The organism is Rhodanobacter sp. BL-MT-08 (assembly GCF_054161255.1).
Map to the genome: position 1 here is coordinate 2,746,895 of NZ_CP167872.1, position 25,661 is coordinate 2,772,555.

A 25,661-nucleotide genomic window follows, 5' to 3' on the forward strand; every position below is an offset into this window, starting at 1 on the left:
GTTCTATGACGCCGTGCATGCGCGCCAATGTCACTTTTCGATTCTAGCCCACGTCCGTCTAGCCCAAGCCCGATGACTGCCTCCTCCGCCCCGTCCACGCCATCAGCCATCTGTCTGCTGCGCACCTCCGCCATCGGTGACGTCACGCATGTGGTGCCGCTGGTGCGTACGCTGCAGCAGACGTGGCCGCAAACGTCACTGACGTGGATCATCGGCAAGCTAGAGCGCAAGCTGGTTGGCGACCTGCCGGGCGTGGCGTTCGTCACGTTCGACAAGAGCGCGGGCTGGTCGGGTATGCGCGAGGTCCATAGTGCATTGCGCGGCCGGCATTTCGATGCCCTGCTGCAGATGCAGGTGGCGATACGATCCAATCTGCTGAGTCTGGGGATCAAGGCGACGCAGCGCATCGGTTACGACGCTGCGCGTTCGAAAGATCTGCATGGCCTGGTGATCAACCGGCGCATCCCGGCGCGCAGCGGCGAGCATGTGCTCGATGCGCTGGGCAGCTTCGTCGAGCCACTGGGCCTGAGGCAGACGCAGGTGCGCTGGGATATCCCCGTTCCCGACGAAGCACATGCCTGGGCGGCCGAGGCGTTACCCGGCGATACGCCGACCCTGCTGGTCAGCCCGACCTCCAGTCACGCGCTGCGCAACTGGCGGCCCGAGCGCTATGCCGCCGTCATGGACTACGCCGCCGCGCGCGGCTGGCGCGTCGCATTGATCGGCGGCCCGTCATCCGGCGAACGTGCGATGGCTGACTCCGTGCTGGCTTTTTGTCAACGCACACCGCTGGACCTGACCGGCAAGGACACGCTCAAACGTCTGATGGCCATGCTGGCTCGGGCGCAGCTGGTGCTGACCCCGGACTCCGGCCCGATGCATATGGCCAACGCGGTCGGCACGAAGGTGCTCGGTCTGCATGCTGCGAGCAATCCGGACCGCTCCGGCCCCTATTCGGACCGGCGCTGGTGCGTCAACAAATACGATGCGGCGGCGCAAAAATACTTCGGCAAACGGGCCAGCGAGCTTGCCTGGGGCAGCAAGATCGAGCGGCCCGGCGTGATGGACCTGATCAGCGTGGACGACGTGATCGAGCGCTTCGATGCCGCCGCACTCTACCTCGGCCTAGGCTAATGGCGCGGCGCGGAAGAGCCGTTAGACCGCGCGGTAATCCTGGTACGACTTTTCTTCGACCAGCTCCGAACCCAGCTTGAGATTGATCTCGCGCTTGAATGCGGCACGCTCGTCATTGCGGAAATACACCGCGCGCGCCAGCTCGATGAACTCCTGATCGAAGGCCTGCGCACGCTCCTTCATGCGGATCGCGTCCTCGATATCCCACAGCGTCTCGTTGACCGTGTGCAGACGCTCGCGCTCGTCGGCAATATCGATCTGTGACGCTGAATCGTTGGCCCACGTCGCGTTGAGCATGTCCAGCTCGTTGCGTACGTTGGCCAGCTTGGCGTCGTCGGTGATGCGGCGCGACTTGATTTCGAGAATCGTGATCTTGTCGATCAGCTCGCCGTAGGACACCGGGGTCTGGATAAGGCTCATGGTAAATCTCCGCAGTAGGGATTCAGTGCGATCGACGAAACGCGCCTTGCTGGACCAGCTCGCACACGGTGCGTACCTCGCCATCCATCGCACGATCGCGATGCATAAAATCGATATGTTGACGCAGCACGGCATGGGCCTCGCGCACGCGCGTTCCCGCGTGGAAATCACCCACCTCGGCCAGCGCGGACGTGAGCTGCCGCACCTCGGCCACAAACTGCGGGTAGTGCGCGTGGCCTTCGCGCGGCGCATTGGCAATCTTTTCCGCAATCGCCTGCCAGCCGGCGCGTCCGGCCAGCCGGCGCGCAGCGTTCAGCATGGCCTGACGAAAATCGAGCGCCTGCGCGGCGGTGTATATCTCCAGGGCCAGCACGTGGCTGAGGTCTTCGGTCATTTCCAGCACGTGGCGCGCTTCGTTGGCGCCCATCGAGACATGGTCTTCGGCGTTCGAACTGGTCGGTATGGAATACACGCTGGCCGGATGCGCGCGCGTGGCCAGATCGTTGACCAGGGCCGCCGCCGTGTACTGCACGATCATGAAGCCGGAATCGGTGCCGTCCTCGTTGCCGGTCAGAAACGCCGGCAGGCCGTCATTGGTGGCCGGGTCAACCAGCTTGTTGAGGCGCCGCTCGGAAATCGACGCCAGCACGGGAATCGCCGCCTTGACGTAGCTCATCGCCAGCGCCAGCGGCATGCCGTGGAAGTGGCCGGCCGAAATCACCTGATCCTCGATGAACTGCGCATCTTCCGCATCGGGGAAGATCAGCGGGTTGTCGGTGACCGAGTTCAATTCGATATCGATCACCCGACACGCCTGCGCCCACGCGTCGCGCACGGCTCCGTGCACCTGCGGCATGCAGCGCAGGCTGTAGGCATCCTGCGGCTGATGCTTTTTACCGCCCTTGAACGGTAGAAAACGACTGTAGAACGCCTCGCGACCGTGCCGCTGGTTGGCCGGCACCCAGTCCCAGCCGATATCGAAGCTCAGCGCCTGATCGTCCGGCTCGCTCCAGGCTTCGGCACTCCACGATTTGAAGCGCGGCACCAGGTGATACGGAATATCGACCAGCGTGGAGCCGACCAGCAGTTCGCGCACGTTGGCCGCGGTTTCCACCTGCCCCGGATGCGGGCGCAGCGCGTGCACTTCCGGTCGCAATGCCCCGCTGCGGCCAGCGAATGCGTCGAGCGTCATCGATGCCGCAAGATCGGCGGTATCGAGCAACTGTTCCAGCGTATCCAGCGCAAGCGCGGCGGTCGCCAGCATCTGCGCGGTGCCGTTGTTGAGCGCAAGACCCTCCTTGAAGGACAGGCGGATCGGCGACAGCCCGGCGCGCTTCAGCGCCTCGGCGCCCGACACGCGTTCGCCCTGGTAAAACGCCTCGCCGCCGCCCAGCAGCACGATCGCCAGATGAGACAGTGGCGCCAAATCGCCGCTGGCGCCGACCGAACCCTTTTCCGGCACCACCGGCACCACGCCGGCGTTGAGCATCGCGGTCAGCGCTTCAAGCGTGCTGACCCGAATGCCCGAATGACCGCGCATCAGCGTGTTGATGCGGATCAGCAGCATCGCCCGCACCACTTCCTCGCTGAACGGCCTACCCACGCAAACCGCGTGGGTGATGATCAGGTTGTGCTGCAACTCTTCGAGCAGGGTGCCTTCGGTCTCATGCGGCCCGCGTTTGATCAGAGCCGCGCCGGGCAGCTCGTCGCGCAGACGATGCGCGCCGAGCAGCTTGTCGGCATTGCTGCCAAAGCCGGTGGTGACGCCGTAGGTCGGTTCACCGCAGCTGACTTTTTCGGCCAGAAAATCCGCGGCGTGCTGCACGCGCCTTAGGCCTGCCGGATCGAGCGATACCTTGATGCCGGAACGAGCCACGGCAACCAGCTGCGCGCGAGTGAGATGGTTGCCGTCAAGAAGAATGGTGTCGGAGTGGCTCAAGGTCGCCTCGTTGAAATGCGTGAATCATTGGATGCCAGAGTAAGTCGGAGCAAGCGGGGCACGTAGGTTGGGGTGAGCGAAGCAAACCCCAACAAATACCTCGGCATCCTCAAAGCGTTGGGGTTCGCTTTGCTCACCCCAACCTACGGCGCTGCTGTTGCAAAGCTCTGCTCTTTTCTCTCGAGTGGAAGCGAACTCAGCCCATCGCCGCGGCCTGCTCCAGTTCCACCCGCAGCGTCTTTACCAGCTCGCTGCGCGCCACTTCGAACTGGTCTTCGCGGCGCAGATCCTTCACCGTCACCACGCCCTTGGCGATTTCGTCCTCACCCAGCACGATTACGAAACGGATGCCGGCGCGATCGGCGTATTTGAACTGCTTGCCGAGCTTGCCACCTTCCAGCACGACCTCGGTGGCGATGCCCGCGGCGCGCAGCTCGCCGGCCAGCGCGAGGTATGCAGGCAGCTGCGCCTCGTCCATCTGCGTTACCAGCACATCGACCGTGCTCTTGGCGGTATCGATCAAACCGGCGTCGCGCAGCTGCCAGTAGAGCCGCGTCAGTCCGATCGAAATGCCAACCCCCGGCAGGTGCGACTTGGTGTACTGGCCGGCCAGATTTTCATAACGGCCGCCCGAGCAGATCGAGCCGATCTGCGGATACTCGTTGAGCGTGGTTTCGTAGACGGTACCGGTGTAGTAGTCGAGACCGCGCATGATCGAAAAATTGAGCGCGTAATGCGTCTCCGGCACGCCGAAGGCATGAATCAGGCCCAGCACCTCTTTCAGCTCCGCACGCCCTTCCTCCAACGCTTCCGGTCCGGCGCCCAGCGCATCGAGATGCTCGAAGGCATTTTTCAGCGAGGTCGAACGCAGCTGCACGACGCTGAGAATTTTCTGCACCACGTCGGCATTCAGTCCAAACGCTTCGCCAGTCAGCGTATCGCGCACGTAATCGGCGCCGCGCTTGTCCAGCTTGTCCACCTCGCGCAGCACCAGCATCTGCCGCTCGCCATCGACAATGCCCAGGCTCTCGAAATAGCCACGCATCAGCTTGCGGTTATTGAGCTGGATGGTGAACGCGCCGATGTTCAGCTCGCGGAACACGCTGTAAATCACCGCGGGAATCTCGGCGTCGTAGCGTACCGACAGCGCGTCCTTGCCGATCACGTCGATATCGCACTGGTAAAACTCGCGGAAGCGACCGCGCTGCGCGCGCTCGCCGCGGTAGACGCGCTGCATCTGATAACGACGAAACGGAAAGCTCAACTCGCGCTCGTGCTCGGACACATAACGCGCCAGCGGCACGGTCAGGTCGAAGCGCAGCGCCAGCTCGGGCATGCCCTCCTTGTCGGCCGCGTTCAACGCGCCGGTGGACTGCACGAAGTACACCTGCCGCTCGGTCTCGCCGCCGGTCTTGGTGAGCAGCACGTCGGAGTATTCGATCACCGGGGTTTCGATCGGCAGAAAGCCGAAGCGCTCGTAGTTGCGACGGATCACGTCGAGCATGCGCTGAAACGCGATCTGATCGAGCGGCAGCAGCTCGAGCACGCCGGGCATGGTGCGGGCCGGGGTAAGCGCCATGAAATCCTCTGCTGACAATAGGGAATGCATGCCGCGCAACGCGCGCGGCGGCAGCCGTCAAGATTAACAGAAGGCAGCGCCCGTTCCGAAGCGACCCGGTCCTCCGGGTGTCCGCGGCTGTTGCCAAGGTTGCCGACCGCCATTAAGATATGCGGCTTACCACGGGGTGTAGCTCAGCCTGGTAGAGCGCTACGTTCGGGACGTAGAAGTCGCAGGTTCGAATCCTGTCTCCCCGACCAAATATTCGATGATCAAGCCGGCCTTGCGCCGGCTTTTTTATGGCCGCCGTTTCCCTGTTGCCAGCTTACTCCGCCGTGGCCGGGTCGATGATGGTGTGGATCGGCGTGACCTTGTTGGCCGGGAAGCCGCCCTGCTTGGCATGTTCACGCACGGTCGCTTCGTCCGGCGCGATGTAGACACAGTAGATTTTGTCGTCCGTCACGTAGCTTTGCACCCACTGGATACTGGGGCCCATCGCCTGCAGTACGCCACAGGAGGTCTGCGAAATACCTTTCAGCTCGGCGGCGTTGAGCTGGCCCGCTCCGGGGATGTCGCGCTCGATCAAAAACTTTGGCATGGCTGGATTCCACGATGCGTAAGGGAGATTTGTCGTGAAACGCGTTGATCCCGCAAACACGCACGTGCCTGCGATGTGGCGATTCGACTGTTCGAACGTACTCGCCCGCTGCGCCTGGCAAAAGCTGCAGTGCAGCGTTGGCGTATCAGGCAGACAGTTCGACGCGCGACAGCGCTACGGCATCAACGCCAGCAGCTGATCAAGTTCATGCTCATCAAAACCAGCCTCGCGTCGCGCGGGCAGGTTGAACGGACCGCGCAGGCTAACGCCCATGTATTCGCGCAGCAATTCGAAAAAATGCTCGGCGGGATCGACGCCGTCACGTTCGCAGCAATAGCGGTACCAGCGCGTGCCGGCAGCCACATGGGCCACTTCCTCACGCAAGATCACTTCGAGAATGGCAACCGTGCGGGTGTCGCCGAGGTGGCGCAGGCGTTCGATCATCCCTGGCGTCACATCCAGCCCGCGCGCTTCGAGCACGCGCGGCACCAGCGCCATGCGTGCCGTGTCGTTATCCGCGGTTTTCTCGGCCATCGCCCACAGGCCGTCGTGGGCGTCGAAGTCGCCGTAGACGTGATCCAGCTCGGCAAGCCGACCGGAGAGCATGGCAAAATGCCGCGCCTCGTCATTGGCGCAGCTGGCCCAGTCGCGGTAATAGGCATCGGGCTTGCCGCGAAAGCGGTAGACCGCGTCCCACGCCAGATTGATCGCGTTGAATTCGATGTGCGCTACCGCATGCACCAGCGCAGCGCGGCCTTCCGCACTGCCGATGCCACGCTGCGGCACCTGGCGCGCGTTGACTAGTAAAGGTTTGGCCGGGCGGCCCGGTGCGCCGATCGGCTCGGGCGCAGGCGATGCGGTATCAGGATGTAACTCGCCGGCCAGCAACGCGTCCCAAGTGGCACGAGTCAGCCGAAGCTTTTCGGCCGGATCGGCCGCGTCGAGGCAGCGCTTGGCGGCGGCATGGAGATCGGTCATGAGGTTTCCGCCCGTCGGCATCCTCTCCCTAACGGAAGAGGATGCGAAGCGTCAGGCAATGCGCCGCGCCGCCTTGGCGTCATCCGAGCGCAGCATCTGAATCTGCTCGAGATAGCGATCGTCCAGGCCGGTCACGTATTCGCCGGAGAAGCACGAGGTGTCGAAGTGCTTGAGGTCTTCGTTGCCGTCCTGCACGGCCCAGATCAGATCCTCGAGATTCTGATAGATCAGCCAGTCGGCACCCAGCGTCTGCTCCACTTCCTTTTCGGTGCGGCCGGCCGCGACCAGCTCGGAGACCGACGGCATATCGATCCCGTAGACGTTGGGATAGCGCACCGGCGGCGCGGCCGAGGCGAAATACACGCTCTTGGCGCCCGCATCGCGGGCCATCTGGATGATCTGCTTGGAGGTGGTACCGCGCACGATGGAGTCATCCACCAGCAGCACGTTCTTCTTGCGGAATTCCAGGTCGATCGCATTGAGCTTGCGGCGCACCGATTTCACCCGCTCGCCCTGCCCGGGCATGATGAAGGTGCGGCCGATATAGCTGTTCTTGACGAAGCCCTCGCGGAACGGCACGCCCAGCGCGCCGGCCAGCGCGCTGGCGACGGTGCGGGCGGTGTCGGGAATCGGAATCACCGCGTCGATGCCGTGATCCGGACGCTCGCGCAGGATCTTTTCAGCCAGCTTTTCGCCCATGCGCAGGCGCGCCTTGTACACCGACACGTCTTCGATCATCGAATCGGGCCGCGCCAGATACACGTATTCGAAGATGCACGGCGCATGCACGGCGCCCTCGGAGCAACGACGCGAATGCAGCTGCCCGCCGTCGGTGATGATGATCGCCTCACCCGGCAGAATGTCGCGCACGCGCTTGAAGCCCAGCACGTCGAACGCCACCGATTCGGACGCCACCGCATATTCGGTGCCGGTAGCGGTGACGCGTTCACCCAGCACCAGCGGACGGATGCCGTGGGGATCACGGAATGCGACCAAGCCATAGCCCAGCACCAGCGCGATGCAGGCATAGCCGCCGCTGGCGCGCGCGTGCACGCCGGCCACGGCCTTAAAAATATGGTCCGGCGTCAGGCGCATGCGGTCCTGGATCTGCAGCTCGTGCGCCAGCACGTTGAGCAGCACTTCGGAATCCGAATCGGTGTTGATGTGCCGGCGATCGTCCTCGAACATCTCGCGGCGCAGCGATTCGGTGTTCACCAGGTTGCCGTTGTGCGCAAAGGCGATGCCGTAGGGCGAGTTGACGTAGAACGGCTGTGCCTCGGACGAACCCTCGGAGCCCGCCGTCGGATAGCGGCAGTGGCCGATGCCGATGCGCCCGCGCAGTTCGGCCATCGCCGCCTGGCCGAACACGTCGCGCACCAGCCCGTTGCCCTTGTGCAGGCGCAGGCGCGAACCGTCCACGGTGGCGATGCCGGCGGCGTCCTGGCCGCGGTGCTGCAACACGGTCAGCCCGTCGTAAAGGGCCGAGGCGACTTCGGTGATACCGACGATACCGATGATTCCGCACATGGTCGTAGCCTGCTTCAGTGATTCGTAGAGGATGGGGCCACGCTGGTCGCGGGGGCCGGTAACGCTGTGCGTGCAGTCGAAGGGCTCAGAGGCGAGCCGAACGTGGGGGCGTGCGGCAGCTTGGACAAGTCGGGCATGTGATCCAGCATCTCGGACGGATGAATCTTGTCGAGCATGGCTTCGGGATGAACGCGCTCACGCACGCTGGCGGGAATGTTCGCCGGAACCGCCTGCCCCAGCCAGGAAGCCAGGCCCTGAAACTGCGGGGCGAGGGTCGACTGTTGCCACCACGATTCCTTGGTGAAACCGGTCAGGTCGATCAAAAACACCAGCACCGCCACGATCAGCACGCCACGAACAAATCCAAATAGCGTGCCGAACAGGCGGTCGACGCCGGACAGACCCGCGCTCCAGATCAACCGCCTCACCGTGAACCGGATGATCGCGCCAAGGATCAGCACCACCACAAAACAGACGCCGTAGCCGACGAAAGTACGCAGCGGCACCGAACTGATCGAATGCGCCAGCTGCGCCGTCACTATCGGACCGAACAGCGCGGTCGCCCAGAACGCCGCCGCCCAGATCACCAGCGACAGCACTTCGGCGATCAGACCCCGGAACAGGCCAATCAACACCGAAAGAGCCAGCACGCCAAGAATGACGCAGTCGGTCCAGTTCATCCCTTCACCTGAGCTGATGACGCATTAGTTGACTGCAACCACCCGAAGCAACGCAATGCCAAAGCTCAGGGAACCGGGACGATATTGCCTGCGATGCCGAGTTTGGCCTTGATCTGATCCCGAATACGCTCCGCATCGGCACGCTGCGTCTGCGGACCGGCGCGTACGCGCCACAGCTGCTTGCCGCCGGCCTGCACCGAATCCACGAAGCCGTCGAAGCCGGCGCCGCGCAGTTTGTCGCGCAGTGCGGTCGCGTCGCCCTGGCTGCTCATCGCGGCCAGTTGCACCGCAAAACCGCCGGCCCTGGATCTCGCCGCGGTCGGCACCGCCGCTGCCACGGCCGGCTTGCTCGCCGGAGCCGAAACTGGCGCCGCGGCGGATGCGATTTCTTCGCCGGCATCCTGCTGCAGCCGGGCCGGCACGCCCGGCACAGACTGGGTGATCTTCAAACGCGCCGCTTCGGCCGCCGCGCGCGTCTCGAACGGCCCCGCGATAACCACGGTGCGCGGCTGGCCGCCCTGGGTGATGGCGTGACTGCTCACCGGATAACCGAGCGCCTGTACGCGGCGCTGCAGGCTGGCGGCGCCCGCGGCACTGGCGTAGGCGCTGAGGTTGACCTTGTAGCTGCCGTGGCCACTGACGGGCGCGACGTCATTTGCCGGCGGCGTCCTCGGCGTTTTCTGCGCGACCGCGGCCACGCTTGTCTGCTTTGCAGCGGGCACGCTGGCCGGCGTCCGATTCTGCATCGGGATCACTGGCTCCGCCGAACTTGCGCCCGAACCGGTTGTGACCGTGGTCGGCGCCGGTTTTTTGCCCGCAAGCGGATCGGTTTCCACGTCACGCGGCCGGGTTGAGCCGATGTTGACGGTCGCCAGCTGGCCACTGGCCGACGGCGCACCCTTGGAGGCGTCCGCCTGCGCCGCGGTAGACCCCGGCATACCGGCGGCACCAACGGCGGCGTCCGGGTTGAGGCTCATGGTCTTGGTCTGCAGATCCCGATCCGGTGCGGGCGGAATCGCCAGGCTGACCGCCTGATCGCCACCGGGAGCCGGCGGCTTGCTGGAAAAAAGCATCGGCACGAACAGAACCAGCAGTGCTAGCAGGACGGCGGCACCCAGCAGGCGTGTTTTCAAGACGTGGCTCCAAAGCGGCAAACGCGATACGAAACATTCCGATTATACCCGTCTGCGTCGCCCGCCACGTTCAATCGGCCAACGCAGGTTTATCCGCGGCCGCCGCCATCACCGCGCTGGCCACGAAAAACGACCCAAACGCCAGCATGATCTCACCCGGCCGGGCGTGCTCCCGGGCCGCCGCCAACGCGCTGGCCACGTCGGCATGCGCGTCGAACGATGCCCCCGGTAACGCCTGACGAAGCCGCTGCGCCAGATCCGCTGACGACAAGCCGCGCGGCGTGTCGGCATCCAGACCAGCCAGATGCCATTGATCGACGCGCTGCCCCAGCGCCGTCAGCACGCCGGCCACGTCCTTGTCGGCCAGCGCACCGTATACGGCATGCACGCGGGCGCGCGGCTGCGCATCCAGCCACTGCGCCAGCGCGCGCGCCGCCTGCGGGTTATGACCGACATCTACCAGCAAGGCCGGATCGCCCCCCAGCGACTGCAGCCGCGCCGGTACGCGAACCGACTGCAGACCGAGGCTGACTGCCGCAAAAAAATCCTTCGGGAGCAGCGATACGTAATCGGAGAACAGCGCATGCAGCGCCGCAATCGCCGTGGCCGCGTTCGCGTATTGAACGGGCGCCGCCAGCGCCGGGTCGGGCAAGGCCATCGCCAGACCATCGCGATGCTGCCAGCGCCAGCCGGTGTCAAGACGCTCCGCCGAAAAATCGATGCCCGCGCGCTGCATCTTCGCACCGATGCCCGCGAGCGCATCGAGCAGGCCGGCAGGTGGATCGACCTCGCCCACAATCACCGGACGCCCTGCCCGCGCGATGCCCGCCTTCTCGCGGCCGATGCTGTCGCGGTCGGGACCCAGCCAGTCCATGTGATCGAGATCCACCGTCGTCACGACGGCAACGTTGGCGTCGACGATATTCACCGCATCGAGGCGTCCGCCCAAGCCCACCTCGAGAACGGCCACGTCCAGGTCGGAGCGGGAAAAAATATCCAGCGCAGCCAGCGTGCCGAATTCGAAATAGGTCAGCGGGATTTCTCCCTGTGCCCCGGTCTCGTGCGCAACCGCCAGGCGTGCAAACTCGATGCGCTCAAACGACGCGATCAGCGTGGCATCGTCGGCATCGATCCCATCGACGCGCACGCGCTCGTTGTAATGCGTCAGATGCGGCGATGTGAAGCTGCCGACGCGCATACCGGCCGCCCTCAGCGTCGCTTCGAGCAACGCGACCGTCGAGCCTTTGCCATTGGTGCCACCGACAGTAATGACCCGAGGCGCCGGCGCCGCCGCGCCCATCCGTTGCCATACTGCACGTACGCGATCAAGCCCCAGCTCGATGCTGCGCACGTTGACCTGTTCCTGGTACGACAGCCATTCGGCGAGGTTGCGGGTCATGCGGGAACTTCGTGCAGGTATGGCCAGCGCCAGCGATTCCACATCGGATCGCTGGCGAACGAGCGCGAAGTTTAGGGCATCCTCTTAGCCCCGCGGCACGCTGTCCGGCCCCGGCAGCACAACGTCGATGCGACGACGCAGTAGCCAGAACGCGGCAATGGTCAGAAAATTCACCATGGCCACTGCCGTCATGCCAAGACGCACGCCGCGAGCGCCGTCCGTCGCGGATTGCCAGTGATCGCTGAGAAAGCCCACCAGCACCGGCCCAAGCCCCTGCCCCAACAGCACGCCGAACAGCGACACGATGGCCAGTGCCGTGGCGCGCACGCTGGGATCGACCAGGTCCTGCAGCATGGCGAATATCGGCCCGACGATCATGCCCGCCACCAGAAAAGCCAGGAACAGTAGCGTGAACGCCAGGGTCGGATTTGGCGCAAAAAACACGCCCAGAAAAAGCGGCATCACGACGACCGTGTTGGCAGCCGAAAAGCTTGCTCCCCATGACTTCGAGTGCCTGGAGTAGCGATTGCCCAGCTGACCACCGACGACCGCGCCAATGGCGGTTGCCACGCCGATGGCCAGACCCAGGCCCAGCCCTATCTGGATCGGCGTGAGCACAAAGGCGCGACCCAGATAAACCGGCAGCCAGGTCACCACCGAGCCAGCCAGTGCCGTGGTCGAGAACGCCACCACCAGCAGGCAGAAGCAGCGCAGATCGCCGAGCCGGGCGATGACGCCGGCCGTTGGCAACGGCAGCTGTTTCATTTCATCCACGCGTGGCGGCTCACGCACGGTCAGCTGGAAGAGCAGAGAGATCAGCAGTCCGCTTAGACCCAGCCAGACGAAACCGTGTCGCCAGCCGATGGTCTGCGCCAGGATGCCGCCGCCGACCAGGCCGCCGAGCAGGCCGAGACTCGTGCCCGCCCAATGCACGCCAAGCGCACGACTGCGCATCTCGCGCGGGTAATAGTCACCCAGCATCGAGTGGGTCGCAGGTATGCAGCCCGCCTCGCCGACGCCGACACCCAATCGAGCACCCAACAGCTGGATAAAGTTGGCAGCAATGCCTGTGGCTGCGGTCAGCAGCGTCCAGACCAGCAGGCTGGCCCCGATGATCCATTTGCGGCTGCCCCGATCGGCCAGCCGTGCCAGCGGAATGGCGACGATACCGCCCATCACCGCAAAGGCCACCCCGGTCATTACGCCGAGCTCGGTATCGGTCAGGCCGAATTCCAGTTTGATCGGTGCCATGAACATCGAGATGACGACGCGATCCACCGCGCACAGAAAGCCGATCAACGACACCACAAACAGCACGTAAGCGCGGTAGGCCGAGCTAAAGGACGCGGGTGATTCGGACGGCAGCACAGGAACAGTGCCCACCAGCGGAATATCGGCAAGATGGACGTCCAAAGTTTCTTCGGGATGGCGGGCCAATGGTTTCATGGAAGTTCCTCGGACACTTTTTCCGCCGGACGGCCGTCCGTATTCAGATAAGCGGATGGCGCTTTGCTATCGACGCTGCCGTCGCGCATGAACGTAGCCAGCGCGTCGGACCAAAGATGCCAGTCGGCACCGGAAGCGAAGTGACCCTTTTCGCTATCCAGTTCGAAATAGAACCAGGTCAATTTTGCCGCGTCCAGAAACGGCCCGACCTCTTCGATCAGTGCCGGCGAAAAGACCGGATCGGTGCGCGAATTAACCAGCAGCAGCGGCGCACGAATGGTCTGCAAGCGCGGCCGCACGTCAAACATTTCCGCCGCGCGAAGCAAGGTCACCAGGCTGCCGGCATCGAACTCGTTCGCCCATTCGCGCGCGAGCCGCTGAAGCTCGGCTGCGCGCAGCTCTGGGTCGGGAAACCGCGGCAGCAGCTCTGCTTCGACGCCGTACAAGGTCAGCGTCGCGGTGCGCATCTTGGTCAGCGTCTCGATCATGGCGCCGGGAACATCGCAGTAGCGACCATCGTTCCAGGTCGGGTCCTTGCTTAACAGCGCCACTACTGCGCCGGACTGGCCGGCCGAGCCGGGATGAAACGGTGCGCTGACCGCAGCAACCACACGATCCATAAAATCCGGATAGTCGACCGCCCACTGGAAGGCCTGATAGCCGCCGAACGACGGCCCCATGACGGCCACGACGTGATGCACGCCGAGTGCTTCAAGCATCTGCTTCTGCAGTGCCACGATGTCGTGCGGCGAGATCAGTGGAAAATCGCCACCGTAGGGTTTGTTCGTCGCCGGATCGATGCTGCCTGGACCGGTCGAACCGTAGCTCGATCCAAGCATGTTCGGGCAAATTACAAAATAGAGCTCCGTATCAACCGCGCGACCCGGGCCGATCAGCCCGCTCCACGAACCTTCGGCAACGTTCGAACCCTCGTCCAGCATGGCCGGTCCAGTGGTATAGCCGTGTAGCACCAGCACGACGTTGTTGCGCTGGGTATTCAATACGCCCAACGTACGATAGGCCGTGGTGGCCTGCGCCAGCACGTCACCGCTGGACAGCTTGAAATTCGGCACGGTGTGCGTGTGCGGCGCGGGGCGAGTATCGATCGGGATCATGAGGTTATTGGCGCCAGCTTGCGAGGTTCGTTGCGCGGCGCATGCCAGCGAATCGATCGAGGTCATGCGCTTGCGCCGGTTAGAGGGGGCATTTGCGGCTAAAAACCCGCGCGGCCTTCGCGGGTCGGCTCGCTTCAGAACTGGAAGTTGGCTTCCACGCCGATCGTGCGCGGCGTGGTGATGCCGACCTCGGTGGGATTGAGTCCCGGCAAATAGGAGCGCGTCGCCAGATAGGTGATGCCGTGGCTATTGCCCAGATTCTTCACATACAGGCTGTAGCGCCAGCTGTCATGCGTGATCGCTGCATCCAGATTCACCGTGGTGTACGCCGGCACGGTCACCGGCGCACGCAGGCTGTAATCGGAGCGGCGGTTGCCGGTGAAATTCACGGACCCACCCACGCTGGCACCCCAGCCATTGCCTACAGCCCAGGCATAGTTCGAGCTGAGCGAAGAGGTCACCTTCGGAACAAACGGGAGTTCGTCACCGTTAAGACCACCCGCCAACGGCGCTGCCGAAGTGAGTTTGGCATCGGTGTAGGCACCGGTTGCGCGCAGGCTCCAGCCCGCCACCGGGTAAAACAGCACGGTGAGCTCGGCACCCTTGCTGGTCGCCGCGCCGCCGTTGACGAAGAAATTGAAACCGCCGGCGCTGGTCTGAATCTGGATATCTTTCCAGTGCGTGGTGAACAGGGCACTTTCGAGCGACAGCTTGCCGTCGTCCATCACTGCTTTGTAGCCCACCTCGTAGCTTGTCAGCGAATCCGGCGCAAAGGTTTGCGGCGCTGGATAGACGCTTGCCGGAGGCACGGCATTGGGACCGCCCGCGCGATAGCCGTTGGCGACACGGGCGTACAGGGTCTGCGTATCGGTCGGTTGGTAGCTCGCCGTGGCCAGATACGTCACCTTGTCGCCGTGCTCGCGACCGTCGGTCACCACCAGCGGAACCGGTCCGACAAGCAGGCCGTTGTAGTTTTGCGAATACTCCTGGTGATCGGAGCTGTAGCGCACGCCGCCCTGGATGGAAAACTGCGGCGTGAAGGCATACGTCGCGTTGGCGAACGCGGAATATTCCTTGTACGTGGTGTCGATATTGGCGTTGACCAGGCTGAAAGGTAACGGGATGGGTTGCAGCGTGGTGGTGGAAAACGGCGTAATGCCCGGAATCATGTTGCTGTCGATTTCTCGGGTGAAATACAGGCCGCCTTCGTACTGCAGCTTGTCGTCGAACGCGCTGGAATCGATCCGCACCTCTTCGGAAAAGCGCTTGGTCGAGGTGTACTGGGCTATGCCGGTGCCCAGATCGGGTATGCCCAGCACCGGTCCGAGAAGCGCGCCGTAGGTCGGAGTGACATCGCCAACGGCATTGGCGTTGATGATTTGATAGGTCGTCGATGACACCAGCGCGAAATTGCCCATCTGCCCATGCACGGCGATGTTGTACAGATCGAGCTTGGTATTCGCCGGCTGGGGAATCAGGGCGTTCTGAGTCAGTTCGCCATACAGCGGCTTCAGCGTCTTGGCGTCGACGTCTTCGGTCTGGCTGTCATCGTCGTGCACGCTCTGATAAAGCGCGGATGCGGCCACTTTCCAGTTGCTGTTGATGATCCAGGTAAAGGCGGCTCGACCGCCCTTCAGATGCGCGCCATTGACGTCCTTGCGGCCATTGACGTCATCGATAAATCCGGGATACCGCTGATCGAACCCACTCAACTGCAAGGCCATGCTGTTGTCGGCCAGCGGCAGATTGACGTAGAACCGACCTACTCCGCCATTGGCGCCGCCGTCGACGGTATCGCCGCCCACCGTCACGCTGCCTTTGACCTTCTGAAAATCGGGCTGCGTGGTGACATAGCGAATCATGCCGCCCATCGCGCCAGAGCCGTACAGGGTGCCCTGAGGGCCCTTCAACACTTCGATGCGACTCAGGTTGGCCGGATCGATATCGGGCGCAAGCTGGCTGCCTGCGGTATAGGCATTGACCGAGCCCACCGGCGCATCGTCGATATAAACCGCCGTGGTCGGTGCCGACTGCGAACTGCCGGTGGTGATGCCGCGTATCGTCAGCTGGTTTTCGCCCGGTTTTATCGACGTCAGGGAAAAGCCCGGTATCTGATCCGCATAGTCGGATAGCCGATCCAGGCCACCGCGCGACAGCGATGAGGCATCGATCGAAGTCACCGATGCAGGAACGTCGATCGCCGCCTGTTCGCGCTTTTGCGCCGTCACCATGATGGTGGATAGATTCTTGGGCTTGCCTTTGGCATCCGCCGCCGGGCTGGCCGTGTCCTGCGGCGCTGGCGCAGCGGAAGGCGACGCGGAGGCGGCGGGAACGATCTCGACTGGCGCGGCCATGACGCAAGGCGTCAATGCGGTCGAGCAAAACAGCGAAACCGCAACGGCCAGCGCTTTACGGTTGAAACTTGGCGTGATGTTGACGCTCATTTGAATTCCCCAATCTGCGTTTTAGTTTGTTGTCGCAAAAAATCGACCAACGAAAATTCGCAAAGATATGAGAATCAACTCCGGATCCCCGCCTTGCTTCATCCCCGCTCTCCCCTCTCTTCAGAGCGCGTCTCTGACCGCTGCCCCGGTACTGCTATCTGCCGAAAATCTTGCCTGGATTAAGGATCGACTTCGGATCCCAGGCCAGCTTGGTGATCTGCATCAAATCGACGACGTCCTGACCGCACTGGTCCACCAGCTTGGCCTTCTTGCCCAAGCCGATGCCGTGTTCACCGGTGCAGGTCCCACCCAGTTCCAGCGCGTGTGTGACCATGGCGCTGTAGACGCGCTCGACCGCGGCGTGCTCTTCGGGCGCGTCGGGCATCGGCAGAAAGATCACGTGAAAATTGCCATCGCCAACGTGGCCGAGAATCGGTGCGATAAGGCCGGCTTTGTCGATCTCTTCGCGCGCGCGCTCCACGCACGCGGCGAGCGCGGACACCGGCACGCAGACGTCGGCCACCACGTTCTGGCAGCCCGGCCGCATCGCCAGCGCCGCGAAATACGCCAGATGCCGCGCACGCCACAGCCGTGAGCGATCCTCGGTCTGCGTGGCCCACTCGAAGCCGATGCCGCCGTGCTCGGCAGCCACCGTCTGCGCCAGCTCCGATTGTTCGCGTACCGAGGTTTCGCTGCCGTGGAACTCGAGGAAAAGCGTCGGCCGTTCGACCAGTCCAAGATTCGAATGCAGGTTGCAGGCGCGGATCTGGTGCTCATCGAGGAACTCGATCCGCGCGAACGGCATGCCGGTCATCGTGAGTTCGCTCACCGCGGCAATCGCCTCACGCAAGGTCGGAAAGGCGCAGCTGGCCGCCGATACCGCTTCGGGCAGCGGATGCAGGCGCAAGGTGATTTCAGTGATCACACCGAGCGTTCCCTCGGCGCCGATCATCAAATGCGCCAGGTCGTAGCCGGCGGACGATTTGCGCGCACGCGTGCCGAAGCGCAGCAGACGTCCGTCCGCCATCGCTACTTCAAGCGCCATCACGTTGTGCGCCATCGAGCCGTAACGCATCGTGGTGGTGCCCGAGGCGCGCGTCGATACCATGCCGCCGATGGTGGCATTGGCGCCGGGGTCGACCGGAAAAAAAAGGCCCGTGCCCTTGAGATAGGCGTTGAGCGACTCGCGTGTCACGCCTGGCTGCACCACGCAGTCGCTGTCTTCGGCATGTACATCCAGCACGGCATCCATTCGCGAAAGGTCCATGCAGATACCGCCATAGGGCGCACTGACATGACCTTCCACCGAGCTGCCCGCGCCAAAGGCAATCACCGGCACACCCAGCGCGTTGCAGCGGGCAAGGATGGCGCTTACGTCGTACTTGTCCGCCGGCCACACCACCGCGTCCGGCGCAAGACTGGTGGCGAGCCCCTCCCCCCGTGCATGGTGCTCGCGCACGGCCTGGGAAACATTGACGCGATCGGCGAAGTGTTCCTGCAGAAATGCGACCGCCTGGGCAATGGCACCGGGCTCGACGTGAAAAGCCGTATCGACGGTTCGAACTGGCATTTCCTCACGCAAACTGGCGTTCACTTTTCACCCCGGGAAATATCGCTGGCCCGGGTCGGCACGGCGGCGTCGCCGGTATCTGCGGCGGTGCGCGGATCGGCCACGTACGCCGGCACCGCAGCAGCTTCCGACTCCTGGCGCTCGACGTGAACCATGGCCAGATCGAAGTGATAAGACATGGCGGACACGGCACCCACCGGATCGCCGGCGCAGATGCGCTCGACCACGGCATCGTGGCCGTCGATGACGCGAATCAGCTCGCTTTCGCTGCGCATGTCATCCAGATGCATGCGCGACGACGCTTCGACGGGCGAGCGCAGCGCACCAAGCAGCATGCTGTTGAGCGGATTGCCACTGGCCTCGGCGATCACGTCGTGGATGGCCATGTCACTGGCTACCCGACGCGCGTGGTTCGCGCCGGCCGAACGCATCTGCGCGACCAGCTCACGCAACAGGCGACGCTGGGCATCGCTGGCATAGCGGGCCGCGAGCTGGGCGGTCTGCAGCTCGATCGCGCGGCGCGTCTCCAGCACATGGGCAAGACTGACCTGGGCCGTGTTCAGTGCGTAATCGAAGACCTGGGTCAGCACGTTGCGGTCGATCGGGCGAAGACGGGGACGACGACCCGCTTCGATGTCCAGAATGCCCAATGCCGCCAGCGTGCGGTAGGCCTCACGCACGCTGCCGCGGCTGGCCTGCAGATCACGCACGATCTGGACTTCGCTGGGAACGATATCGCCGGGACGCAGCTGCTCGCGCTGAATCAGGGCAAGGATATGCCGCGCGACCTGGGCCGACAGCGTCGAGCCGTCGAGTGACGAAAGAACCGTGATCGAACCCATGGGTCTGCACCGTGTTTGGACGACTGGCGCGCAGGCTAGTCCTGTTTCAGGCAACCTGTCAAACATGTTTTATATGTTGCTATGCAACAACTTAGCGCCGTTTTTTTGGATACGATCCGCCATGCCCGGCTAAGCCCTATGCTTTTCAGGTAATGTGAACCATGATCGCCATCAGCGGCGGCAGATGCGCCGATCGATGGGTCGACATTTATTGCCAACATGTCCTACACGTTTGCCACCAAAGGTGCCCCATGTCTAATTTCGCCGCGACGCAAACCAGCGCCAGCCCTGTGCTCATCCTGTTGCACGGCGCGACCTCGAACGGTCACATGTGGGACCCGGTCCGGCGCTTTCTGGACCCGGCCTATCGGGTTCTCACACCTGATTTGCCGGGGCACGGCACGCGGCGGGATGAGCGATACACGCTCCAAGGCGCGGTCACGACGGCCGTCGCCGCGGCACGAACGGTGGCGCCGGCGCCGGTCATTCTTGTGGGCGATTCGCTGGGCGGATACACGTCAATCGCCTCGGCCAGCGCATTGCCGCCAGAGCAACTGATCGGCCTGGTGATTGGCGGCGCGAGCTTCAACTTTGTTGGCCCCGAAGTATGGCCGTATGTGATCAAGGGAGCCATGTTTCGCGGCATGAGTTCGCTGTTCGGCGAGCAGCGGCTGATCAGGAAATCCATCTTCAAGGAACTAGGTCCGGGCAAAGTGGGCATCTCGCACGAGGACATCCAGACGATGCTGGACGGCGGCATGAGCGTGCGTGTCTTCGGCCAGTGCGTCGCGGCCCTGCGTGGCGTCGACTTCAAGGCGAAGGTGGCGGCGATTACGCAGCCGATGCTCTTCGTCAACGGCGATCAGGACAAACCCAATGTTCGCCACGAAGCCAGCTTTCTGGCGGTTGCGAAGAATGCGCAGGTCCATCGATTCAACTGCGAACACGGCGTCAGCATTCGGCGGACGCGCGAATTTGCCGAGCTGGTGAACGCATTTGCCAGACAGGTATCGCCTCGCACTGCTGTGGCGTGAGTCTGCCCCGTCCATCTCATCAATCCACGCAGGAAGTTTCATGGACTTTCGATTCACCGAAGAGCAGCTGGCCATCCAGTCGATGGCTCGCGATTTCGCGCAACGACGTATCGCACCGGTCGCAGCCGAGCTCGATGCGAAGGGCGAGTTTCCGCTGGACAATATTCGCGAAATGGGTCGACTCGGCCTGATGGGCATCGAGGTTCCCGAGCGCTACGGCGGCGCCGGCATGGACACCATCGCCTACGTGCTGGCGATGATCGAGATCGCCGCCGCGGATGCGGCAACATCGACCATCATGTCAGTGAACAACTCGCTCCTGTGCAACAGCATCCTCAAGCACGGCACGGAAGAGCAGAAGCAAACCTACGTTCGTGCGATTGCGACCGGTGAGGCGATCGGCGCTTATGCCCTTACCGAACCGCAATCGGGTTCCGACGCTTCGGCCATGCACACCCGCGCCACGCGGGATGCGCACGGGGACTGGGTCATCAACGGCAAAAAGAGCTGGATTACTTCCGGCTCGGTGGCGCGCTACATCCTGCTGTTTGCGATAACCACGCCGGGCATTGGCGCAAAAGGCGTATCCGCCTTCATCATCGATACCCGGCTGCCGGGTTTTCTTGCCGGCAAGATCGAACCAAAGCTGGGCATTCGGGCCTCAGCCACGTGCGAAATCGAATTCGCCGATTACGTTTGCCCGAAAGAGAATCTTCTGGGCCAGGAAGGCAAGGGCTTTGCGATGGCAATGGGCGTGCTCGATGCCGGTCGCATCGGCATCGCCTCGCAGGCCGTCGGCATCGCACGAGCGGCCTATGAAGCGACGCTGCAATGGGTGCGGGATCGCAAGGCCTTCGGTCAGGCGATCGGCACGTTCCAGATGACCCAGTCGAAAATCGCCGACATGAAATGCAAGCTCGATACGGCCACTCTGCTGACGCTGCGCGCGGCGTGGCTGAAGGGTGAGTCGGAGCGGCACGGTGGCCGCTTCGGCACCGAGGCCTCGATGGCCAAACTTGTCGCCTCCGAAGCCGCGATGTGGATCACCCATCAGGCCGTACAGATCCACGGCGGCATGGGTTATTCGAAGGAGATGCCGCTGGAGCGTTATTTTCGTGATGCCAAGATTACCGAGATTTACGAGGGCACCAGCGAAATCCAGCGGCTGGTGATCGCCAGAGCTGAAACGGGGCTGCGCTGAACGGGGAGATCACAACGGGCCAGCCAGCGGCCGCAGCCAGAAGCGCAGGCTGTGCGCAGTCGGTGCAGCATCGCCCAGCTCTGTCCAGTCCAGATGGCAGAACATCGTTTCCTGCCGCTGATAGCCGCGCTCGCGCCAGAACGTGTCATTGGATCGATAGTGCGGCGGCCGCCGCGGATCGTCGGCATCACGCTCGACCGAGCAAAACGCCGTGCAGCGAAACCCGCCAAGCCGACGCGCATGCGCTTCGCGCTCGTCAAAAAATCGATGGCCGAGGCCCTGGCCGCGATACGCGTTCAGCAGCACCGATTCGCCGAAGTAGAAAACCTCGTCCACCGCAATGCCACGCTCGAGAAACGGCTGCTGGAACGCGTGGCCGTCATCGGCCAGAGGGATGCCGCTGGAAGCGCCGACGACCATATCCCCATCGAACACCAGCACGAACACGCTGCGCGGTGAACGCGCGTAAGCGGAGAGATAGTCCCGCTCGTACGCAATATCGCCGTCGTACACATACGGATAGTCGCGAAACACCGCGATGCGCAGGCGCGACAGATCCTCCAGATACGGCGCGACGGCGTCGCCCACGCAGGTGGTCACGCGAACGCTCACTTCTCAGCCGCCCGTGACCTGGGCAATCCAGTCGTTGAGATTGTAGTAATTGCTGACGCGAGCAATGCGGCCGTCGCGTATGTCGAAGAACGCCCCGCCCGGCAGCACATAGCGCTGATTGTTCGCCGGCGGCAGACCCTCGTCATCGGCCAGGTACACGCCGTGCACTTCGTACTCGGCTGCGGCGCGCCGACCGTCGACCGATGTCATGATCACGATCTTCTGCAGCTGCTCGCTGTAGCTGCCCTGCATGCGCCCGAGAAACGCGCGAAATGCGTCGAGCCCCTGCTCACGCGGCCCCTGGTTGAGGTCGTGCGCCACATCGTCGGCGAGGCAGGCCAGCATCGCCTCCCAGTCCGCGCGATTGAACGCGTCGTAATACTGCTCGATCAGCGCCTTGGTATCGGACATGCCTCAAGCCTCCGTCTTGTTGAGGCGAACAGCTTAAAGCATCAAACGGCGCAGGTAAGGCACAGCCTGCGTTTTGCCGGCGCCCGGACACGCGTTATCGATCAACGGACTAAACCGAACAGATGGATGCCGCTGTAATGCAACGCCATATACATGCCGAAAGCGGTCCAGAACATTTTCTTCAGCGCCTTGCCGGCAAGAAACGCGATCAGCAGGGCAAACATCAGGGGCACATACTTTTCCAGCTTGCCGACCAGGTCATTGACGCGGGTGTCGCTGCTGCCGTGATTGAAGACGTTCATGCGTGTTCTCCTGCACCGTGTCCGTGGCGGATGGTGCCCAGATGGATGATTAAAGGCGGTTTGTCTGCGCGATCACGGACAGTCGTCAGGCCGGCAGCAGCAGGCTGGCCTGCCAAAGGGCGAGTGTGATCGACGCCGTGATGAAGGCGGCGCCCAGCATGGCCAGCGGCTTGTCGAAGGTTGGATAAGCGGTCAAGGCTTTCATGGCAGTTCTCCGGCACCACCGTGGTGCGTGGAGAGATAATCCCTCAGTCACGTCGACGAAAGCAGGGGCAGCCGTCAGTCATCGACAGTGACACTCGTCATTAAGGCGGCGGCCGCCGATTGAACCAACGGCAACATGAGCTAGTCTCAAAAGAAACCAACTTCCCTGTTCGTGTTGCTCATGATCAAGCCAGACATTCCGCTCGATGAAAACGAGCGCATCGCCGCCCTGAAGCGTTACCGCATTCTCGATACGCTGGCCGAGGACGCCTACGATGATCTGCTGAACATCCTTGCGGGCATCTGCGGCGCACCGATGGGTGCGGTGACCCTGGTCGACGAGGATCGCCAGTGGTTCAAGGCCAAGCTGGGCCTGGAGGTGTCGCAAACACCGCGCAGCGATTCATTCTGCGCGCACGCCATTTTGCAGCCCAGCGAACTCATGGTGGTGGAAGATGCCACCAGGGACCCGCGCTTCTTCGACAATCCGCTGGTCACGGGCGAGACGAAGATCCGCTTTTACGCCGGCGCGCCGCTGACCAGCAGCGACGGCCATGCGCTGGGCGCGCTGTGCGTGATGGACCATAAACCGCGCCAGCTGACCGCGTTCCAGAAATCGGCGCTGAGCAGCCTGTCACGCCAGGCCAGCGCGCTGATGGAGCTGCGCCGCAGCACGCAGGAGCTGCGCCATCAGCTGAGCGAACGCGAATGGTACGAGCGCCGCCTGCAGGAGCATCGTGACGCGCTCGAGCTACAGAATGCCCAGCTGATCGCACAGACGCGCGCCGACCCGCTCACCGGACTGGCCAATCGGCGCGCCTTCAACGCCCAGTTGGACGCCGAACTGGTGCGCTCGAACGCGCTCGGAAGCCCGCTTGCGCTGGCCATGTGCGATATCGATCACTTCAAGAAGATCAACGACACCTATGGCCACCCGGCTGGCGACCTAGTGCTGATCGAGCTGGCGCTGATGCTACAGCAGGCCCTTGGCGAAGGCGCGATGGCGGCACGCTGCGGCGGCGAGGAATTCGCCCTGCTGCTACCCCAGTTCGACGTCGCCGACGCCTCCGCACTGTGCGAATCGATACGGCTGACCACGCCCATGCTGCCTGTCATGACGCCGGTCACGCTGAGTCTCGGGCTCGCGATGGCGAATCCGGATGACACGCCGGAAGACCTCTACAAGCGCGCCGACAAACTGCTTTATGCCGCGAAGGAAGGCGGTCGCAATCGGCTCATGCTGGACTCGTAGACCGCCACGCCTTCGAACGCTTAGACCAGCGCGTCCTCGGCCGCCACGAAACCGCCGGTCTGGCGCTGCCACAGACGCGCATACAGGCCGTCATGCGCAATCAGTTCGGCATGCGTTCCGGTTTCGACGATACGTCCCTTGTCCAGCACCACCAGCCGATCCATTCGCGCGATGGTGGACAGTCGGTGCGCGATCGCAATCACCGTCTTGCCCTGCATCAGAATATCCAGGCTGTCCTGGATTGCGGCCTCGGCCTCGGAGTCGAGCGCCGAGGTGGCTTCGTCCAGCACCAGAATCGGGGCGTCCTTCAACAGCACGCGCGCAATGGCGATGCGCTGGCGCTGGCCGCCGCTGAGCTTGACGCCGCGCTCGCCGACCAGGGCGTCGTAGCCGAAACGACCTTCGCCATCGACCAGCTGCGGAATGAATTCGTCGGCGCGCGCCTTGCGCACCGCCTCGAGCACCTGCGCTTCGCTCGCGTCCGGACGTCCGTACAGGATGTTGTCGCGGATCGAACGATGCAGCAGCGAGGTGTCCTGAGTGACCACACCGATCTGCGAGCGCAAGCTCTCCTGCGAGACTTGCGCGATGTCCTGACCGTCGATGAGGATGTGACCGCTTTCCAGGTCGTACAGGCGCAGCAGCACGTTGACCAGGGTCGACTTGCCCGCGCCGGAAGGACCGACGACGCCGATCTTCTCGCCGGCACGCACGGCCAGATTGAGCCCCGCGATCACCCCGCCCTTTTTACCGTAGTGAAAGTGGATATCGTCGAAGCGGACGTCGCCGCGCGTCACCGCCAAAGGCTTCGCGCCTTCGTCGTCCTGCACTACACGCGGCTGCGAAATCGTGGTGATGCCATCCTGCACCGTACCGACGTTTTCGAAAATGCCGTTGACCACCCACATGATCCAGCCGGACATGTTGTTGATACGGATCACCAGCCCGGTCGACAGCGCGATCGCACCGACAGTGACCTTGCTCTCGCTCCACAGCCAGATCGCCAGCCCGGAAGTACCCACGATCAGGAACCCGTTGAGGATGGTGATGCTGGCATCCATCGCCGTGGTGAGCCGGGTCATGTGGCGCAGCCTGCCGGTCTGCTCGCCCATCGCGTCGGCCACATAGGCCTCCTCGCGGCGGGTATGCGCGAAAAGTTTCAGCGTGAGGATGTTGCTGTAACCGTCGACGATGCGGCCCATCATCTTCGAGCGCGCCTCGGACGCCAGCCACGAGCGCTGCTTGATGCGCGGAATGAAGTACGCCATGAGCCCGATATAGCCGAGCAGCCAGACCACCAGCGGCAACGCGAGCCACGTGTCGGCCTTGGCAAACAGCACGATCGCGCTGCCGGTGTAGATCGTCACGTACCAGAGCGCATCGACGATCTGCACCGCCGACTCACGCAGGCTGGAGCCGGTCTGCATGATGCGGTTGGCGATGCGCCCGGCAAAGTCGTTCTGGAAAAAGCCCAGGCTCTGCCGTATGACATAGCGATGGTTCTGCCAGCGGATGCGGTTGGTCAGGCTCGGCACGATCGCCTGATTCACCAGCAGATCGTGCAGGCTGCTCAAGACCGGCCGCGCGACCAGCGCCACCAGACCCATCAGAATCAGCTGCCGCCCATGCAGGCGGAAGAAATCCGCTCCAGGCACGCCCTTGGTCATGTCGACAATGCTGCCGATAAAGCCGAACAGCGAAACCTCGACAATCGCCACACCGAAACCCACCACGATCGCGGCCAGAAATACCGGCCACACCTGGCGCAGATAAAACGCGTAGAAGCGCCACACCTGCTTCGGCGGCATGCCGTCGGAGGGCTCTTTGAACGCGTCAATCAGGGATTCGAACCAGCGAAAAAT

The 25,661-nt window shown here is 63.3% G+C and carries 22 protein-coding genes and 1 tRNA gene; 5 read left to right on the top strand and 18 right to left on the bottom strand.

The genetic code is table 11. The features are described 5' to 3' along the window. Positions 1-72: 72 nt before the first annotated feature. Positions 73-1,134, top strand: coding sequence for a glycosyltransferase family 9 protein (locus tag ACDK93_RS12180; protein WP_458068920.1), 1,062 nt, complete (start codon positions 73-75; stop codon positions 1,132-1,134). Between the two features lie 21 nt (positions 1,135-1,155). Here the strand turns inward: ACDK93_RS12180 and ACDK93_RS12185 are convergent, their stop codons facing one another. From ACDK93_RS12185 to hisS, 3 genes are all read right to left on the bottom strand, one after another. After that, positions 1,156-1,554 (bottom strand): DUF6165 family protein, encoded by a 399-nt coding sequence (locus tag ACDK93_RS12185; protein ID WP_458068922.1) that lies wholly within the window; start codon positions 1,552-1,554, stop codon positions 1,156-1,158. 22 nt (positions 1,555-1,576) lie between these two features. Next, on the bottom strand, positions 1,577-3,493 hold the full coding sequence (locus ACDK93_RS12190) for an HAL/PAL/TAL family ammonia-lyase (RefSeq protein WP_458068923.1): 1,917 nt from the start codon (positions 3,491-3,493) through the stop codon (positions 1,577-1,579). Positions 3,494-3,689: 196 nt separating this feature from the next. Next, complete coding sequence (gene hisS, locus ACDK93_RS12195) at positions 3,690-5,072, bottom strand: histidine--tRNA ligase (protein WP_458068925.1); 1,383 nt, start codon at positions 5,070-5,072, stop codon at positions 3,690-3,692. Positions 5,073-5,234: 162 nt separating this feature from the next. Here hisS and ACDK93_RS12200 point away from each other — a divergent pair. Continuing rightward, positions 5,235-5,311, top strand: a tRNA-Pro gene (locus tag ACDK93_RS12200). Positions 5,312-5,376: 65 nt separating this feature from the next. On the opposite strand, the gene ACDK93_RS12205 is transcribed toward ACDK93_RS12200, so the two are convergent. The 11 genes from ACDK93_RS12205 to ACDK93_RS12255 all read right to left on the bottom strand — a co-directional run bounded on the left by ACDK93_RS12205 (position 5,377) and on the right by ACDK93_RS12255 (position 18,783). Next, positions 5,377-5,649: a DUF4242 domain-containing protein gene (locus ACDK93_RS12205; protein WP_458068926.1), complete on the bottom strand. Its 273-nt coding sequence runs from the start codon at positions 5,647-5,649 to the stop codon at positions 5,377-5,379. A gap of 174 nt (positions 5,650-5,823) precedes the next feature. Further along, positions 5,824-6,627 carry a ferritin-like domain-containing protein gene (locus ACDK93_RS12210; protein WP_458068928.1) on the bottom strand — a complete coding sequence of 268 codons (804 nt, stop codon included), beginning with the start codon at positions 6,625-6,627 and terminating at the stop codon, positions 5,824-5,826. A 51-nt stretch (positions 6,628-6,678) separates the two neighbouring features. After that, the gene (purF, locus tag ACDK93_RS12215; RefSeq protein WP_458068930.1) at positions 6,679-8,154 is read right to left on the bottom strand and encodes an amidophosphoribosyltransferase; all 1,476 of its coding nucleotides are present in this window, start codon (positions 8,152-8,154) and stop codon (positions 6,679-6,681) included. A gap of 14 nt (positions 8,155-8,168) precedes the next feature. Further along, complete coding sequence (locus tag ACDK93_RS12220; protein ID WP_458068932.1) at positions 8,169-8,834, bottom strand: CvpA family protein; 666 nt, start codon at positions 8,832-8,834, stop codon at positions 8,169-8,171. Positions 8,835-8,899: 65 nt separating this feature from the next. After that, positions 8,900-9,967, bottom strand: a complete 1,068-nt coding sequence (locus ACDK93_RS12225) for an SPOR domain-containing protein (protein WP_458068934.1) — start codon at positions 9,965-9,967, stop codon at positions 8,900-8,902. Between the two features lie 70 nt (positions 9,968-10,037). Further along, complete coding sequence (folC, locus tag ACDK93_RS12230) at positions 10,038-11,366, bottom strand: bifunctional tetrahydrofolate synthase/dihydrofolate synthase (protein WP_458068936.1); 1,329 nt, start codon at positions 11,364-11,366, stop codon at positions 10,038-10,040. A gap of 84 nt (positions 11,367-11,450) precedes the next feature. Beyond that, entirely contained in the window at positions 11,451-12,812 is a 1,362-nt protein-coding gene (locus tag ACDK93_RS12235; RefSeq protein WP_458068938.1) for an MFS transporter, read from the bottom strand. Then, on the bottom strand, positions 12,809-13,993 hold the full coding sequence (locus tag ACDK93_RS12240) for an alpha/beta fold hydrolase (protein WP_458068940.1): 1,185 nt from the start codon (positions 13,991-13,993) through the stop codon (positions 12,809-12,811). The genes ACDK93_RS12235 and ACDK93_RS12240 overlap by 4 nt, the downstream gene beginning before the upstream one ends. 68 nt (positions 13,994-14,061) lie before the next feature. After that, the gene (locus tag ACDK93_RS12245) at positions 14,062-16,371 is read right to left on the bottom strand and encodes a TonB-dependent receptor (protein ID WP_458068941.1); all 2,310 of its coding nucleotides are present in this window, start codon (positions 16,369-16,371) and stop codon (positions 14,062-14,064) included. A 154-nt stretch (positions 16,372-16,525) separates the two neighbouring features. Then, positions 16,526-17,941 (bottom strand): FAD-binding oxidoreductase, encoded by a 1,416-nt coding sequence (locus ACDK93_RS12250; protein WP_458068943.1) that lies wholly within the window; start codon positions 17,939-17,941, stop codon positions 16,526-16,528. Positions 17,942-17,961: 20 nt separating this feature from the next. Continuing rightward, positions 17,962-18,783: a FadR/GntR family transcriptional regulator gene (locus tag ACDK93_RS12255; protein WP_458068944.1), complete on the bottom strand. Its 822-nt coding sequence runs from the start codon at positions 18,781-18,783 to the stop codon at positions 17,962-17,964. A 161-nt stretch (positions 18,784-18,944) separates the two neighbouring features. Here ACDK93_RS12255 and ACDK93_RS12260 point away from each other — a divergent pair, with 161 nt between their 5' ends. Next, positions 18,945-19,817 (top strand): alpha/beta fold hydrolase, encoded by an 873-nt coding sequence (locus ACDK93_RS12260; RefSeq protein WP_458068946.1) that lies wholly within the window; start codon positions 18,945-18,947, stop codon positions 19,815-19,817. A 40-nt stretch (positions 19,818-19,857) separates the two neighbouring features. Next, positions 19,858-21,018: an acyl-CoA dehydrogenase family protein gene (locus ACDK93_RS12265; RefSeq protein WP_458068948.1), complete on the top strand. Its 1,161-nt coding sequence runs from the start codon at positions 19,858-19,860 to the stop codon at positions 21,016-21,018. A gap of 9 nt (positions 21,019-21,027) precedes the next feature. Here ACDK93_RS12265 and ACDK93_RS12270 read toward each other — a convergent pair whose 3' ends face one another. The 3 genes from ACDK93_RS12270 to ACDK93_RS12280 all read right to left on the bottom strand — a co-directional run bounded on the left by ACDK93_RS12270 (position 21,028) and on the right by ACDK93_RS12280 (position 22,343). Next, positions 21,028-21,630 (bottom strand): GNAT family N-acetyltransferase, encoded by a 603-nt coding sequence (locus ACDK93_RS12270; protein WP_458068950.1) that lies wholly within the window; start codon positions 21,628-21,630, stop codon positions 21,028-21,030. 3 nt (positions 21,631-21,633) lie between these two features. Further along, positions 21,634-22,041 carry a ketosteroid isomerase-related protein gene (locus tag ACDK93_RS12275; protein WP_458068951.1) on the bottom strand — a complete coding sequence of 136 codons (408 nt, stop codon included), beginning with the start codon at positions 22,039-22,041 and terminating at the stop codon, positions 21,634-21,636. 101 nt (positions 22,042-22,142) lie between these two features. Beyond that, a complete protein-coding gene (locus ACDK93_RS12280) occupies positions 22,143-22,343 on the bottom strand; it encodes a hypothetical protein (protein ID WP_458068952.1) in 201 nt (66 codons plus the stop codon). A 385-nt stretch (positions 22,344-22,728) separates the two neighbouring features. Here ACDK93_RS12280 and ACDK93_RS12285 point away from each other — a divergent pair, with 385 nt between their 5' ends. Continuing rightward, entirely contained in the window at positions 22,729-23,799 is a 1,071-nt protein-coding gene (locus tag ACDK93_RS12285) for a diguanylate cyclase domain-containing protein (RefSeq protein ID WP_458068954.1), read from the top strand. A 20-nt stretch (positions 23,800-23,819) separates the two neighbouring features. Here ACDK93_RS12285 and ACDK93_RS12290 read toward each other — a convergent pair whose 3' ends face one another. Then, positions 23,820-25,661, bottom strand: a complete 1,842-nt coding sequence (locus tag ACDK93_RS12290) for an ABC transporter ATP-binding protein (RefSeq protein ID WP_458072448.1) — start codon at positions 25,659-25,661, stop codon at positions 23,820-23,822.

What these genes read in the sequence shown, in the direction of transcription:
- ACDK93_RS12180 (WP_458068920.1), top strand. Translation starts at nt 73, where the DNA reads ATGACTGCCTCCTCCGCCCCGTCCACGCCATCAGCCATCTGTCTGCTG.
- ACDK93_RS12185 (WP_458068922.1), bottom strand. Translation starts at nt 1,554, where the DNA reads ATGAGCCTTATCCAGACCCCGGTGTCCTACGGCGAGCTGATCGACAAG.
- hisS (WP_458068925.1), bottom strand. Translation starts at nt 5,072, where the DNA reads ATGGCGCTTACCCCGGCCCGCACCATGCCCGGCGTGCTCGAGCTGCTG.
- ACDK93_RS12205 (WP_458068926.1), bottom strand. Translation starts at nt 5,649, where the DNA reads ATGCCAAAGTTTTTGATCGAGCGCGACATCCCCGGAGCGGGCCAGCTC.
- ACDK93_RS12210 (WP_458068928.1), bottom strand. Translation starts at nt 6,627, where the DNA reads ATGACCGATCTCCATGCCGCCGCCAAGCGCTGCCTCGACGCGGCCGAT.
- purF (WP_458068930.1), bottom strand. Translation starts at nt 8,154, where the DNA reads ATGTGCGGAATCATCGGTATCGTCGGTATCACCGAAGTCGCCTCGGCC.
- ACDK93_RS12220 (WP_458068932.1), bottom strand. Translation starts at nt 8,834, where the DNA reads ATGAACTGGACCGACTGCGTCATTCTTGGCGTGCTGGCTCTTTCGGTG.
- folC (WP_458068936.1), bottom strand. Translation starts at nt 11,366, where the DNA reads ATGACCCGCAACCTCGCCGAATGGCTGTCGTACCAGGAACAGGTCAAC.
- ACDK93_RS12235 (WP_458068938.1), bottom strand. Translation starts at nt 12,812, where the DNA reads ATGAAACCATTGGCCCGCCATCCCGAAGAAACTTTGGACGTCCATCTT.
- ACDK93_RS12240 (WP_458068940.1), bottom strand. Translation starts at nt 13,993, where the DNA reads ATGACCTCGATCGATTCGCTGGCATGCGCCGCGCAACGAACCTCGCAA.
- ACDK93_RS12245 (WP_458068941.1), bottom strand. Translation starts at nt 16,371, where the DNA reads ATGAGCGTCAACATCACGCCAAGTTTCAACCGTAAAGCGCTGGCCGTT.
- ACDK93_RS12250 (WP_458068943.1), bottom strand. Translation starts at nt 17,941, where the DNA reads ATGCCAGTTCGAACCGTCGATACGGCTTTTCACGTCGAGCCCGGTGCC.
- ACDK93_RS12255 (WP_458068944.1), bottom strand. Translation starts at nt 18,783, where the DNA reads ATGGGTTCGATCACGGTTCTTTCGTCACTCGACGGCTCGACGCTGTCG.
- ACDK93_RS12260 (WP_458068946.1), top strand. Translation starts at nt 18,945, where the DNA reads ATGATCGCCATCAGCGGCGGCAGATGCGCCGATCGATGGGTCGACATT.
- ACDK93_RS12265 (WP_458068948.1), top strand. Translation starts at nt 19,858, where the DNA reads ATGGACTTTCGATTCACCGAAGAGCAGCTGGCCATCCAGTCGATGGCT.
- ACDK93_RS12275 (WP_458068951.1), bottom strand. Translation starts at nt 22,041, where the DNA reads ATGTCCGATACCAAGGCGCTGATCGAGCAGTATTACGACGCGTTCAAT.
- ACDK93_RS12280 (WP_458068952.1), bottom strand. Translation starts at nt 22,343, where the DNA reads ATGAACGTCTTCAATCACGGCAGCAGCGACACCCGCGTCAATGACCTG.
- ACDK93_RS12285 (WP_458068954.1), top strand. Translation starts at nt 22,729, where the DNA reads ATGATCAAGCCAGACATTCCGCTCGATGAAAACGAGCGCATCGCCGCC.